Source organism: Cellulosimicrobium protaetiae (genome assembly GCF_009708005.2).
Classification (GTDB): Bacteria; Actinomycetota; Actinomycetes; order Actinomycetales; family Cellulomonadaceae; genus Cellulosimicrobium; species Cellulosimicrobium protaetiae.
The window spans coordinates 2,321,882-2,335,807 of sequence record NZ_CP052757.1; the positions used below are offsets into that span (position 1 = coordinate 2,321,882).

A 13,926-nucleotide genomic window follows, 5' to 3' on the forward strand; every position below is an offset into this window, starting at 1 on the left:
GGGCCGTGGCGGCCCCGGCCCCACCGCCCGACCGAAGGAGCGCAGCGGCGCAAGCCGGCTCATGACCTCTCTCTCCCGAGACCTGCCCCGAGAACCCGACCCCCAGCCGCACCGGGTCGAGCACCGCATCGTCATCCCGACCCACGTGCCGATGGTGGCGCTCCTCGGCAGCCGTGACTCCGTGCTCCGGGCCGTCGAGTCCGGTTTCCCCTCGGTCGACGTGCACGTGCGCGGCAACGAGATCGCGGTCTCCGGGCCTCCGGGGGACGTCGCGCTCGCCTCGCGCCTGCTCGACGAGCTCGTCGAGGTCGTGGAGGCCGGCACGCAGCTCACGGCCGACGTCGTGTCGCGCTCGATCGCGATGCTCACGGCCGCGACGGCGTCGCGACCGGCCGAGGTGCTGACGCTCAACATCCTGTCGAGCCGCGGCCGCACGATCCGGCCGAAGACGGTCGGGCAGAAGCGCTACGTCGAGGCGATCGACGCGAGCACCATCACGTTCGGCATCGGGCCCGCCGGTACCGGCAAGACGTACCTCGCGATGGCCAAGGCCGTCCAGGCGCTGCAGTCGAAGCAGGTCAACCGGATCATCCTCACGCGCCCCGCCGTCGAGGCGGGGGAGCGGCTCGGGTTCCTGCCCGGTTCGCTCACCGAGAAGATCGACCCGTACCTGCGCCCGCTGTACGACGCGCTGCACGACATGATCGACCCGGACTCGATCCCCAAGCTCATCGAGGCGGGCACGATCGAGGTCGCTCCGCTGGCCTTCATGCGCGGCAGGAGCCTGAACGACTCGTTCATCATCCTCGACGAGGCGCAGAACACGACGACCGAGCAGATGAAGATGTTCCTCACGCGCCTCGGGTTCGGGTCGCGCATGGTCATCACGGGCGACGCGACGCAGGTCGACCTGCCCGGTGGCACCCAGTCGGGGCTGCGCGTGATCGAGGACGTCCTCACGGGCGTCGACGACGTCGAGTTCTGCCGGCTCACGTCGTCCGACGTCGTGCGCCACCGGCTCGTGAGCGAGATCATCGACGCGTACGCGCGGTGGGACCTCGCGTCCGGGTCGGGTACCGGCGCGCGACAGGGGACGGGCGGCGGTCGCCGCCGCGACGACGAGCGCCGCGGACGCCCCGCGGGCAGGGACCGACGGACGAGGGACGACGCGTGAGCATCGAGGTCAACAACGAGACCGAGACCGAGGTCGACGAGGCCGAGTTCGCGGCTCTCGCGCGCTACGTGCTCGACGCGATGCGCGTGCACCCGCAGAGCGAGCTGTCGATCCTCTTCGTCGACACCGACGTCATGACCGAGCTGCACGTGCGCTGGATGGACGAGCCCGGCCCGACCGACGTGCTCTCCTTCCCCATGGACGAGCTGCGGCCCGGCCGCGACGGCGAGGTGTCCGGTCCCGGCCAGCTCGGCGACGTCGTGCTGTGCCCCGAGGTGGCCGCTCAGCAGGCGGTCACCGCGGGTCACTCGACGGCGGAGGAGATGCTGCTGCTCACGACGCACGGCATCCTGCACCTGCTCGGCTACGACCACGTCGAACCGGAGGAGGAGAAGGAGATGTTCGCGCTGCAGCGCAAGCTGCTCCTGACCTTCCTCGCCGGCCGGTGAGCGGCGAACCCGTCGCGCTCCTGGCGGTCCTGACCGTCCTGACGGTCGTGCTGGCCGCCGCGCTGAGCGCCGGCGAGGCGGCCGTCCTGCGCGTGACGCGCGCCGCCGTCACCGACGCGACGACGGGCGACGACCCGGCAGCCCCGGCGATGCCGTCCGGGCGCCGTGCGCTCGCGCTGCTCGTCGACCCGGCCGCGACGGCCCGCTCCGTCGGCTTCGTGCGCGTCGTCGCCGAGGTCGCGGCGATCACGTGCCTCACGCTGCTCGTCGCGGCGTGGCTCGAGCCGTGGTGGCAGGTCCTGCTCGTCGCGCTCGCGGTGAGCGTCGTCGTGGGCCTCCTGGTCGTGCGGGTCAGCCCACGCTCTCTGGGCCGCCGGCACGCCGTGCGTGTCCTCCTCGCGCTCTCCGGCCTCCTCACGGGGATCGTCGCCACGACCCGCTGGCTCACGCGCCTCGCTCCTGCGCCCGACTCCGGGGCGCACGAGCGCGAGCTGCAGGACATGGTGGACCGCGTCAACGAGTCCGAGGTCATCGAGGAGGAGGAGCGCGAGCTCATCCGCTCGGTGTTCGGGCTCGGCAGCACGCTCACGCGCGAGGTCATGGTCCCGCGGACCGACATGGTCACGACCTCACGGGACACCCCGCTGCGCAAGACGCTGACGCTGTTCCTGCGCTCGGGCTTCTCCCGCATCCCCGTGACGGGCACGTCCGCGGACGACCTCGTGGGCGTCGCCTACTTCAAGGACGTCGTACGGGTCCTGCAGGGCGGCGCGGGGTCGGACGCCCGACCGGTCGGCGACGTCGCGCGTCCCGCGATCTTCGTTCCCGAGTCCAAGCCCGTCGACGACCTGCTGCGCGAGATGCAGGCGTCGTCCTCGCACATCGCGATGGTCGTCGACGAGTACGGCGGCATCGCCGGGCTCGTGACCATCGAGGACGCGCTCGAGGAGATCGTCGGCGAGCTCACCGACGAGCACGACCAGCCCGAGCCCGAGGTCGAGGACCTCGGCGAGGGCGTGCTGCGCGTCCCCGCACGGCTCGGCGTGGACGAGCTCGGCGAGCTCTTCGGGCTCGACCTGGACGACGACGACGTGGACACCGTCGGCGGGCTGCTCGCCAAGGCCCTCGGCAAGGTCCCGCTGCCCGGTTCCGTGGCGGACGTCCACGGCCTGAGGATCGAGGCGGACCGGGTCGAGGGCCGGCGCAAGCAGCTCGCGACCGTCCTCGTCTCCCACGCCGCGGCACCTGCCGCACCCGCTCCACCCGCCGACCCCGGCGGGCCCGACGCGCCGGAGACCCCGGCCGGCACCCGATCCTCCCTCCCGACCGTGAAGGACACCCCGTGAGCACGACCACCCCCGAGCACCGCTCCGGATTCGCCTGCCTGGTCGGACGGCCCAACGCGGGCAAGTCGACCCTGACCAACGCGCTCGTCGGCCAGAAGGTCGCCATCACGTCCGGGCGCCCGCAGACGACGCGCCACACGATCCGCGGGATCGTGCACCGGCCCGACGCGCAGCTCGTGCTCGTCGACACCCCGGGCCTGCACCGGCCCCGCACGCTGCTCGGCGAGCGACTCAACGACCTCGTGCGCGAGACGCTCACCGAGGTCGACGTCATCGCGTTCTGCCTGCCCGCGGACCAGAAGATCGGTCCGGGCGACCGGTTCATCGCGAACGAGCTCGCCGAGCTCATGCGGGGGCGCCGCGGGACGCCGGTGGTCGCCGTCGTGACGAAGGCCGACCTCGTGGACCGCGGCACGCTCGCCGCGCACCTGCTCGCCGTGGACCGGCTGGGGGAGATCGCGGGCGGCTGGGCGGACATCGTGCCGGTCTCGGCGCAGGACGGCTACCAGGTCGACGTCCTCACCGACGTCCTCGTGTCCCACCTGCCCGAGGGACCGGAGCTCTACCCGGGCGGTGAGCTCACGGACGAGCCCGAGGCCGTGATGGTCGCCGAGCTCGTGCGCGAGGCCGCGCTCGAGGGCGTGCGCGACGAGCTCCCGCACTCCCTCGCCGTCCAGGTCGAGGAGATCGTGCCCCGCGAGGGCAGCGGGGACGAGGCCACGGGACGCCCGCCGCTGCTCGACGTGCGGGTGAACCTCTTCGTCGAGCGCGACTCGCAGAAGGCGATCGTCATCGGCCGCGGCGGTTCGCGGCTGCGCGACGTCGGGACGCGCGCCCGCCACGGCATCGAGGCGCTCCTCGGGACCCGCGTCTACCTCGACCTGCACGTCAAGGTCGCCAAGGACTGGCAGCGCGACCCGAAGCAGCTGCACCGCCTCGGGTTCTGAGACCGGTCACCCGGAACAGGCGGGGGAGAGCCCCCGTCCGCGCGTCGGGGCGCCACCAGGGACCGAGGCCGGGGCCGCGACGTACGATTCCTCGGTGATCTTCCGGACCGCCGCGACCACCGCCGCCCTCGCGATCGTCCTCGCGGTCGTCGGCGCGGTCACGGGACCGCAGTGGGACCCGGTGCCCGTGACCGAGCACCTGCGGCCCGCGACTCCCGACACGACGATCGGCGGGCAGCCCCCCGGCGGGGCCGACCCGGTCGGGACGTACGCCGTGCGCGAGACGGACGTGACGATCCGGCTCGACGGCGCGACGGTCGGCGGCATCCTGCGCGAGCCCGTCGACGCCGGGGACGACCTCCCGGGCGTCGTGTTCGTGCACGGCGCGGGTACCGGGCTGGCGACCGAGGCGTTCGTCGACGTCGCAGCCGACCTCGCGAGCGCGGGCGTCGTCACGCTGGTCCCCGACAAGCGCCTCGACACGTACACGACACGGCACCGCGACTACGAGGCCATGGCGCGCGACTACGCGCACTCGGTCGACCTGCTGCGCGCCCGGCCGGGCGTCGACCCCGACCAGGTCGGGCTGTACGGGGAGTCGGAGGGCACGTGGATCGTGCCCGTGATGGCGGTCGACGACCCGACGATCGCGTTCTCGGTGCTCGTGTCCGCACCGGTCGTGCCGCCACGCCAGCAGGCCGCGTTCGCGGTCGACAGCTACCTGCGCAACACCGACGTCCCGCACGGGGTGTTCCGCGCGATCCCGCGCGCCGTCGGCATGGCGATCCCCGGGGGCGGGTTCGAGTACGCCGACTTCGACGTCGAGCCGTTCCTCGAGCGGCTCACCCAGCCCGTCCTCGTCGTCTACGGCACCGCGGACCCGTCGATGCCCGTCGAGCAGGGGGCGCGGCAGGTCCTCGACGCGACGGGCCCGTCCTCCTCGTCCGGCGGTGCCGACGTGACCGTCCGGTTCTACGAGGGGGCGAACCACGGGATCAAGATCGACGACGTGCTCGTCCCCGACTTCCCGCGCGACCTCGGCGCGTGGATCACCTCCCTGCCGGCCAGCGCGTCCGCGCTGCCGCAGGTCGCGGGCGCCCAGCCGAACCAGCAGTACCTCGCCGGACCGGTCCCGACCCCGCGGTGGCTCGGCAACGGCGACCTCCTCGTCGCGATCGTGCTCGGCGCCGTGGGTCTGCTCGTGGTCGGTCCGCTCGTCGCGCTCGCCGGGGGTCTCGTGCGGCGCCTGCGCCGTGTCGCCGGGCGACCGAGCGCCCCTGCCGGGCTCGCGCCGGGCTTCCGCGTCCCCCTCGCCGGCCTCGGTGCCGGGGCGCTCGGCACGACGGTGGCCCTCGTGGTCTACCTCGTCGGCGTCGCCCGGCTCGCGCTGGACTACGAGAAGGACGCCTGGGTCGTGCAGGGCGGATGGATCGGCGTCCGGCTCGTCGGGCTCGCGACGCTCGTCGCGGCGGCCCTCCTCATCAACCGCTCCGCCGAGGTCCGGGCGGCGCGACGCGCCGCGGCGGACGTCGCCGACGCTCCCGCGGCGGGTGCCGTCGAGGAGGGCCGGGCCGGTGTGCCGAGGGTCGCGCGCGGCGTGACGACGCGCGTCATGCTGTGGTGCGTCGTCGCGGGCTCCGCGACCCTGCTCGTGATCCTCGCGTACTGGGGCGTCTACCAGCTCGGCATCTGACGCCTCGCGCGGCACGACGGTCGTCGCGTGCGTATCGTGGACGGGTGAGGCGTCGTCGGCTCGCGCAGGACCGGGCGGCTCGTGCACGGCAGGTCGCCCACGAGCCGGCACCGGGCGGTGCCAGAGGGTCGTCGCACGTCGTGAGCTTCGAGCTCCTGCCTCCCGAGCTGCGCACGGACGAGCGCTTCGACGCCGTGTTCGACGGCGATCGTGGCCCGGGCACTCCCGATCCCTCCGTGAAGACCCCCCGCTCCCCGGACGCCCACCGCGCGCAGCACGGTGCGGCCGACCGGGCCGACCGTGACGGCCGTGACGACGCCCACCCGGACGTCGCGTCGGACGGCGACGGCCCGTCGCGGCGCGCGTGGTACGCGCACCCCGTCCCCTGGGTCGCCGTGGCCGTGGCCGTGGCGTTCGCCGGGTCGGTCGCGTTCACCGCGTCGATGGAGGACGCCCGGCCGGTCGACGTCACGGCGCTCTCCGGGGGGATCCGCCCGCTGGAGGCGCCGCCCGCGCCGCGCTGGTCGGTGCCGGTCGCGCCGGGGACGGAGGTCGTGCCGGCGGTCGGCGCGGTCGTCACGGTCGCGGACGAGCTCACCGCGTACGCGGTCGAGGACGGGTCGGTCCTCTGGCGGTCGGACCCGCTCGGGGAGCGCGTCACCTGCCTGCCCGGTCCGGGGCGGCCGGCGCGCGAGGTGGTCGTGTGCGCCACCTCGACGGGGTGGCGCGAGCAGGCCGCCCGCCTGACCGTGGTGCGCTCGACGACGGGCGAGACCCTCGGTGAGCGGACGGTCGCGACCGCCGGACGGCTGTCGGTCGCGCCGATCGGTGCCACCGACGTCGTCCGTGCGTGGTGGCGAGCGGGAGAGGTCGTTCTCGTGCGGGAGGACGCCGTGACGGGAGAGGTGCGCTGGGAGCGGACGCTCCCCCACGACGGGCTCCGGAGCGGGGGAGACGTCGTGCTCGACGTCCGGCGCGGCGTCGTCGACGTCCTGGCGCCCGGCGTCGCGGCCGCGGTCACGGAGGACGGGCACTCGTTGGTCGAGGACGACGTGTGGACCATCGTGCGGCTCCAGGACGGGCGCTACGTGGGGAACGAGTACGGGCGGGGGACCGCGACGGTCTTCACGGCGGAGGGCGACCCCGCGTTCCGGATCACGGGCCGGGTGCTCGAGGCCCCCCTCTCGGACGGGTCGGCCCCCGGGGTCCTCGTCACGAACTCGCTCGGGAGCGTCGTCGGCGTCGACGCGGCGACGGGCTCCGAGCTCTGGTCCCTGCCCGGCACGGGCCTGCGAGCGGTCGCCCGCGTGGACGGCCGGATCGTCGTCCAGACGGACTCGTCCTACCGCAGCGTCGACGTCCGCACGGGCGAGGAGGCGTGGACCCTCGACCTCGAGGACGGCGGACCGTGGCCGGTCCTCACCGACGGGGAGTCGCTCTTCGTGACGGAGCGCCGCCGGGACGGCACGGGACTCGTGTCGTTCGCCCTCGCCGACGGGACCGTGGACTGGCGCTGGACCCTGCCCGACGACACCTACGACGTCGTCGCGGTCGAGGGCCGACTCTTCCTGCTCGGCGTCGACCGGCTGACCGCCGTCTCCTGAGCCCTCGTCGGATCCGGGTCCGCGCCGCGTGGGCGCTTGAAGACGGACGTGATGAACCGGTAGAAACGGTCGGGGCCCGTCGGCCCGGCGTGCGTGCGTCCGGCACCGCGCGACAGCGTAGGGAGTGCACGATGACCAACCAGACAGAGCCGGCCGAGGACCCGCAGCCCGGTGCTGCGGGCGCCGGGCCGACCACGGCGCCCGAGGGCGTCGCGGTGGGTGACGGTGAGTCCACGGCCGAGCGCGCACCCGCGGGCGAGGAGGCGGAGAAGGCGACCACGGGGGCGGACGAGGCGCCGGCCGGACCGCGCGCCGTCTCGCCCTTCGCCGGGATCCCCGTGAGCGACTACGTGCGCGACGGCGTCGCCGCGCTCCTGCTGCTCGTGTCCCTCGCGCTGCCGTGGGACGTCGCGAGCCGCGCGTCCGACAAGATCGAGGTCGTCCTGCTGACGATCCTCTCGCTGCTCACCCTCGCGCTGCCGTACCTCGCCCGCACCGGGGTGCTGCCCGCGACCTGGACCGTGCACACGACGCGCAGGGTCCGCCTGCTCGCCAACGCCCCGTACGTCCTGCTCGTCGGCGTGTACCTCGTCGTCGACGTCGTCGGGGGTGGGGACTTCAGCGACGGGTGGGGCGGCGTCGGGTCCGCCGCCGCGCTCGGCCTCGCCGGCGCGCTCCTCGCGGCGCAGCCGCGCGAGAGCGAGCTCGGGCCCGACGACCAGGACCGTGCGGTCACGAACCGCTGGCTCCAGGTGCTCCTCGCCGCGGCGGCCGTCCTCGCGGCGACCGTGCTGCTCACGGTCATCCTCACCGTCACGGGGACCCGCCTCGGCGGGGCGCTCTTCGTCCTGCTCGTGCTCGTCTCCGCGCTGTTCGTGCTCGCGCTCGTCGGGCTGCCGACGTACGGGACGTGGCGCAGGTCCGAGGCGTCGCGCCTCACGCTCGTCGGGCTGGGTGTGATCCTCGCGGTCGCGTTCGTGCTCGGCTCGGGCAACAACGGGCTCGTCACGATCGAGAGCACGCACGGCGGCCGCTTCGGCCTCGTGCTCGTCCCGGCGCTCGCGGCGATCGCCTCCGCGCCGGCCGTGCACCGGGCGATGACCGTGGCCGACCCGGTGACGACCTGGGTGCGCGTCGCGGTGAACGCCCTCGACCTCGCGCTCGTCGTCGCGGGGTACGTCGCCGTGAGCGCGGTGCTCACGCTGGCCGACGGCGCGCGGGGCGTGCCCGTCGTCCTCGCCGTCGTGGTGGGGGTGCTCGCGGCGGCGGTCGCGTTCGTCGCGCGCCGTTCGCTGTCGCGCGACGCCGCGACGGGTCGCCCGCTCGCGCTGGGCGGTGCCGGCGTCGTGGCCCTGCTCGGGATCGTCCTGCTCGTCGTGACGTCCAACCGGGTCGTGCTCGGTGGCGGCGTCGAGCACGTGCTCCTCGCGTTCGGGCTCCCGCTGCTCGTCGTCGGTGCGCTGACCGTCCCGCGCGAGGTGCGTGCCTACTTCGCGGAGCACCGTCCCGTCCCGGCGGCGGCCGCCGGCGACTCGGCCCGCGCGTACGTGTGGGAGCCGCCGGCGCCCAAGCCTGCGCGCCCGGCACCGGTCGCGCCCGTGGCGCAGGCCCCCGGCGGCGAGGGGCCCGCGGCCGCGTACCCGACGACCGCGCACACCGGCCCGGTCGCCGGCCAGGACCGGTGGGCACCCGCGGGCGGGGGCGCGACCGAGGTCATGCCGGTCCAGCAGGTCGAGCCCGAGCGCAGCGGGTACGCGGCCCGGCCCGGGCTCGACCCCGACCAGGGTCCCGCGACGGCCGTCCTCCCGGCCTACCAGGAGGGGCAGCCGGGCACCGGTCCGCAGCCGACGACGTCGTACGACCCGAGGCAGCCCCAGCAGGGCTACGGTCAGCAGGGCTACGGCCAGCAGGGCTACGGCGCCGGCCACGGGCAGCAGCCCGCGGCGCAGCCGCAGCAGTCGTACGCGCCGCCGGCGCAGCCCGCGGGCTTCACCGCGGCCCAGGCGCTCGACCCGGGCACGCCGCTCGAGGTCCTCGCGCAGATCGTCCAGGACGCCCCGCACCTGCGCCCGCAGGTCGCCGCGAACCCGTCGACCTACCCCGCGCTGCTCGAGTGGCTCGGCAACCTCGGCGACCCCGCGGTCGACGCCGCGCTGCGCTCGCGCCGCTGACCACCCGACGACGCCCGGCCGCCTCCCCGCGGAGGCGGCCGGGCGTCGTCGTGCCACCAGCGAGGAGGACGTGCGCCGCGGAGCCCCGGGCCTCCGCGGCGCGCGGACGCGACGTGCCCGAGGAGCGGACGTCCGCAGGGCACGGATCGCGGAGGAGTACAGTGGGCGTCGTGCACCTGATGCGGCAGCTCCTCCTTCGTTGCCGCGGCGAGGCTCTCTAGCCGGTCCCTCGTCGCGGTGGTCGGTGTGCCCGGCTGACACCCGTCAGGACGATCCGAAGGACCCACGATGAACGCCTCAGCCCCTGTCTCGACGCCCACGACCGCGGCCAACGCGCAGCGCCCGTCGGGCATGCCGATCCACAAGTACCTGCCGTTCCACCGGCAGATCGACGTCTCCCTGCCGGACCGGACCTGGCCGGACAAGCGCATCGAGACGGCCCCGCGCTGGTGCGCGGTCGACCTGCGCGACGGCAACCAGGCCCTCATCGAGCCCATGAACGCGGAGCGCAAGCTGCGCATGTTCGAGCTGCTCGTCGAGATGGGCTACAAGGAGATCGAGGTCGGCTTCCCGTCCGCCTCGCAGACCGACTTCGACTTCGTCCGGATGCTCATCGAGGAGGACCGGATCCCCGACGACGTCGTCATCCAGGTCCTGACGCAGTCCCGCGAGCACCTCATCGCGCGCACCTACGAGGCGATCAAGGGCGCGAAGCAGGCGATCGTCCACCTGTACAACTCGACCTCGGTGCTGCAGCGCGAGGTCGTGTTCCGCTCCGACGAGGACGGCATCATCGCGATCGCGGTCGACGGCGCGCGGCTGTGCAAGAAGTTCGAGGAGACCGTCCCCGGGACCACGGTCTACTACGAGTACTCGCCGGAGTCGTACACCGGCACCGAGCTCGAGTTCGCGGCGAGCATCTGCAACGCGGTCCTCGAGGTCTTCGAACCGACACCCGACCGCAAGGTCATCATCAACCTGCCCGCCACGGTCGAGATGGCCACGCCCAACGTCTACGCCGACTCGATCGAGTGGATGAACCGGCACCTGAACCACCGCGAGAACGTGGTCCTGTCGCTGCACCCGCACAACGACCGCGGCACCGCCGTCGCCGCGGCGGAGCTCGGGTACCAGGCGGGCGCCGACCGCATCGAGGGCTGCCTGTTCGGCAACGGCGAGCGCACCGGCAACGTCTGCCTGGTCACGCTCGGCATGAACCTGTTCAGCCAGGGCGTCGACCCGCAGATCGACTTCTCCGACATCGACCACGTGCGCCGCACCGTCGAGCACTGCAACCAGCTGGGCGTGCCCGAGCGCCACCCGTACGCCGGCGACCTCGTCTTCACGGCGTTCTCCGGCTCGCACCAGGACGCCATCAAGAAGGGCTTCGACGCGATGGCCGCGCGCGCCGAGGCCGAGGGCAAGACCGTCGACGACCTGGTCTGGGCGGTCCCGTACCTGCCGATCGACCCGAAGGACGTCGGCCGCTCGTACGAGGCCGTGATCCGCGTCAACTCGCAGTCCGGCAAGGGCGGCATCTCGTACCTGCTGAAGTCGGAGCGCCACCTCGACCTGCCGCGGCGCCTCCAGATCGAGTTCAGCCAGGCGGTGCAGCACCACACCGACGAGCACGGCAGCGAGGTGACGGGCGACGACATCTGGCGGATCTTCTCCGACGAGTACCTGCCGGTCGAGGCCGGCTCCGGCCTGGAGCCCTGGGGTCGGCTCAAGCTGCGCTCCACGCGCGCGTCGTCGAGCGAGGACGGGCCGGACACGCTGAGCGTCGACGTCGTCGACCGGGGCGAGCAGCTCACGCTGGAAGGCACCGGCAACGGCCCCGTCGCCGCGTTCGTCGACGCCGTCGCGCAGGTGGGCGTCGACGTCCGCGTCCTCGACTACGCCGAGCACGCGCTGTCCGAGGGCGGGGACGCGCTCGCGGCCGCCTACGTCGAGTGCCAGGTGGGCGACGACGTCCTGTGGGGCGTCGGCATCGACCCGTCCATCACGACGGCCTCGCTCAAGGCCATCGTCTCCGCGGTCAACCGCGCGGAGCGCACCGCTTCCTGAGTCGTGCCGGAGCCCCCGCCCGACCCGTCGGGCGGGGGCTTCGCCCTGCGCGGTCCGGGTAGCACGAAGCGTGGGTGGGATGACGGACAATGGGGGCGTGGTGCTGTACCGAGACGACGCGATCGTGCTGCGCGCCCAGAAGCTGGGCGAGGCGGACCGTATCGTCACCCTCCTCACGCGCGAGCACGGCAAGGTGCGCGCCGTGGGCAAGGGCGTGCGGCGCACGTCGTCCCGGTTCGGGGCGCGGCTGGAGCCGTTCATGGTCGTGGACGTGCAGCTGTACGTGGGCCGGTCGCTGGACACGGTGACGCAGGCGGAGACGATCGGGCCGTACGCGCGCCGGATCTGTCAGGACTACGGCCTGTACACCACGGGCACGGCGATGCTGGAGACGGCGGAGCGGCTCGTCGCCGACGAGCGGGAGCCGGCGGTGCAGCAGTACTGGCTGCTCGCGGGTGCGCTCCGGGCGCTGTCCGAGCAGTCGCACGCGCCCGGGCTGGTGCTCGACTCCTACCTGCTGCGCGCGCTGGCCGTCGCCGGCTGGGCGCCGTCGTTCCTCGACTGCGCCCGCTGCGGCGAGCCGGGACCGCACCACGCGTTCGCCGTCGCGCAAGGGGGTGCGGTGTGCTCGCGCTGCCGCCCGCCGGGGTCGACGTCGCCCGCGCCCGAGACCTTCACCCTCCTCGCCGCGCTGCTCGCGGGGGAGTGGGGCACCGCCGACGCGTCGGACGTGCGGCACCGCAAGGAAGCGAGCGGCCTCGTGGCCGCGTACAGCCAATACCACCTGGAGAGAACGTTGCGATCACTGCGCATGGTCGAGCGGGACGCGCCCGCACGAACCGCCGGGCCGGCCACCGGTCCAGACGAGGCCGTTCCCGACCTCGCGCGCCGGGCCACCGGGGCGGACGCCTGATGGCGAGGCGCGCCTACGCGGCGCCGTTCCCGCACCCGAGCGGCGCGCGGCCGCCGGCGATCCCCGCGCAGTTCGTCCCGAAGCACGTGGCCGTGGTGATGGACGGGAACGGGCGCTGGGCGAACGCCCGGGGGCTCCCGCGGACGGCGGGCCACCAGGCCGGAGAGGCGGCGCTGCTGGACGTCGTCGCCGGGGCCATCGAGATCGGCGTGAAGCACGTGTCGGCGTACGCGTTCTCGACCGAGAACTGGAAGCGCTCACCGGAGGAGGTGCGGTTCCTCATGGGGTTCAACCGCGACGTCATCCGGCGGCGTCGCGACGAGATGGACTCCTGGGGCGTGCGCATGCGCTGGGCCGGGCGCCGGCCGAAGCTGTGGACCTCCGTGATCAAGGAGCTCGAGGTCGCCGAGGAGCAGACGCGGGACAACGACCGCTGCACGTTGACGATGTGCGTCAACTACGGCGGCCGCGCGGAGGTCGCCGACGCCGCGGCCGCGATCGCGCGGGAGGTCAAGGCCGGTCGGCTCGACCCGGGGAAGGTCACCGAGCGCACGATCCAGAAGTACCTCGACGAGCCCGACCTGCCGGACGTCGACCTGTTCCTGCGCAGCTCGGGTGAGCAGCGCACGTCCAACTTCATGATCTGGCAGGCGGCGTACGCGGAGCTCGTGTTCCTGCCCGAGCCGTGGCCCGACGTCGACCGGCGCCACCTCTGGCGTGCCGTGGAGGAGTACGCGCGCCGCGACCGCCGCTACGGCGGGGCCGTGGACGCCGTGGACGCGGGCTCGCCGGCCTGACGACGGCCCGGGGCTCGCAAGGGCTCTCGGCTCGCACCCGGCCGCCCGTCCCCGGGCTCGGCCGGTCAGACGGCGAGCGCATCGAGCCGGGCGGCGAGCTCGACGGGCCTGCTCAGCGCGACGAGGTGCCCGCCGGGAAGGGTCTCGACGTCGGCGCCGAGCCGCTCACGCGCGACGGCGCGCTGGAAGGGCACGGGGAAGAGGCGGTCGTCGGAGCCCTGGAGCACGACGGTGGGCACCTGCGGCCAGGCGGTCGCCGGCCACGGCTCGGCGAAGGACCGCTCGGACGGCTCGCGGTCGCTCCGCCGCACGACGGCGGCGACGGCCTCGGGCACGTCGTGGAGGAAGTCGTCCACGGGGTCGAACGGCCCGAGCCCCGTCGCGGCGCGCCGCGCGGCGTGGTCGGTGGCACGCCACCAGTCGGCACCGCTCTCGCCCGGCGCGGGGATCATCGGGTTGAGCAGCACGAGCAGGCGCACCGTCTCGCGCTCGCACACGAGCGGGCCGACGTACGCGCCCATGGACTGGGCCACGACGACGAGGTCGCCCCGCGCGGCCGGGGCCGCCGCCCGGTGCAGCGCCGCGACCGCGACGTCGGTGAGGTCGGCCCAGCCGTAGCCCTCGTCGTGCTGGGGCAGGTCGACAGGGACGGGGAGGTGGCCGAGCCGGGCGAGCTCCGGTGCGAGCGCGTCCCAGTACGCGGGGTCGCCGCCGGCGCCGGGAAGCAAGAGGAAGGTCGTCATGCACGTTCGGACGGCCGGGCGC

The 13,926-nt window shown here is 74.2% G+C and carries 11 protein-coding genes; 10 read left to right on the forward strand and 1 reads right to left on the reverse strand.

Annotated elements, in window-relative coordinates; translation table 11 throughout:
• Positions 1–61 precede the first annotated feature (61 nt).
• The 10 genes from FIC82_RS09755 (at position 62) to FIC82_RS09800 (ending at position 13,161) form a co-directional block, all read left to right on the forward strand.
• Positions 62–1,174 (forward strand): PhoH family protein, encoded by a 1,113-nt coding sequence (locus FIC82_RS09755; RefSeq protein WP_253691013.1) that lies wholly within the window; start codon positions 62–64, stop codon positions 1,172–1,174.
• Positions 1,171–1,623: an rRNA maturation RNase YbeY gene (ybeY, locus tag FIC82_RS09760; protein ID WP_168731688.1), complete on the forward strand. Its 453-nt coding sequence runs from the start codon at positions 1,171–1,173 to the stop codon at positions 1,621–1,623. Before FIC82_RS09755 ends, ybeY begins: the two co-directional genes overlap by 4 nt.
• Complete coding sequence (locus tag FIC82_RS09765; protein WP_168731689.1) at positions 1,620–2,969, forward strand: hemolysin family protein; 1,350 nt, start codon at positions 1,620–1,622, stop codon at positions 2,967–2,969. The genes ybeY and FIC82_RS09765 overlap by 4 nt, the downstream gene beginning before the upstream one ends.
• Positions 2,966–3,916 carry a GTPase Era gene (era, locus tag FIC82_RS09770; protein ID WP_168731690.1) on the forward strand — a complete coding sequence of 317 codons (951 nt, stop codon included), beginning with the start codon at positions 2,966–2,968 and terminating at the stop codon, positions 3,914–3,916. The genes FIC82_RS09765 and era overlap by 4 nt, the downstream gene beginning before the upstream one ends.
• A gap of 94 nt (positions 3,917–4,010) precedes the next feature.
• Positions 4,011–5,609 (forward strand): alpha/beta hydrolase family protein, encoded by a 1,599-nt coding sequence (locus FIC82_RS09775; protein ID WP_168731691.1) that lies wholly within the window; start codon positions 4,011–4,013, stop codon positions 5,607–5,609.
• A gap of 140 nt (positions 5,610–5,749) precedes the next feature.
• A complete protein-coding gene (locus tag FIC82_RS09780) occupies positions 5,750–7,213 on the forward strand; it encodes an outer membrane protein assembly factor BamB family protein (RefSeq protein ID WP_154798418.1) in 1,464 nt (487 codons plus the stop codon).
• Positions 7,214–7,344: 131 nt separating this feature from the next.
• On the forward strand, positions 7,345–9,384 hold the full coding sequence (locus FIC82_RS09785; RefSeq protein ID WP_154798419.1) for a DUF7937 domain-containing protein: 2,040 nt from the start codon (positions 7,345–7,347) through the stop codon (positions 9,382–9,384).
• A gap of 288 nt (positions 9,385–9,672) precedes the next feature.
• Positions 9,673–11,451: a 2-isopropylmalate synthase gene (gene leuA / locus FIC82_RS09790; RefSeq protein WP_154798420.1), complete on the forward strand. Its 1,779-nt coding sequence runs from the start codon at positions 9,673–9,675 to the stop codon at positions 11,449–11,451.
• A 79-nt stretch (positions 11,452–11,530) separates the two neighbouring features.
• Positions 11,531–12,364 carry a DNA repair protein RecO gene (gene recO, locus FIC82_RS09795; protein ID WP_154798421.1) on the forward strand — a complete coding sequence of 278 codons (834 nt, stop codon included), beginning with the start codon at positions 11,531–11,533 and terminating at the stop codon, positions 12,362–12,364.
• Positions 12,364–13,161, forward strand: a complete 798-nt coding sequence (locus tag FIC82_RS09800; RefSeq protein WP_154798422.1) for an isoprenyl transferase — start codon at positions 12,364–12,366, stop codon at positions 13,159–13,161. Before recO ends, FIC82_RS09800 begins: the two co-directional genes overlap by 1 nt.
• A 65-nt stretch (positions 13,162–13,226) precedes the next feature.
• On the opposite strand, the gene FIC82_RS09805 is transcribed toward FIC82_RS09800, so the two are convergent.
• Positions 13,227–13,904, reverse strand: a complete 678-nt coding sequence (locus FIC82_RS09805; protein ID WP_154798423.1) for an alpha/beta fold hydrolase — start codon at positions 13,902–13,904, stop codon at positions 13,227–13,229.
• Positions 13,905–13,926 lie beyond the last annotated feature (22 nt).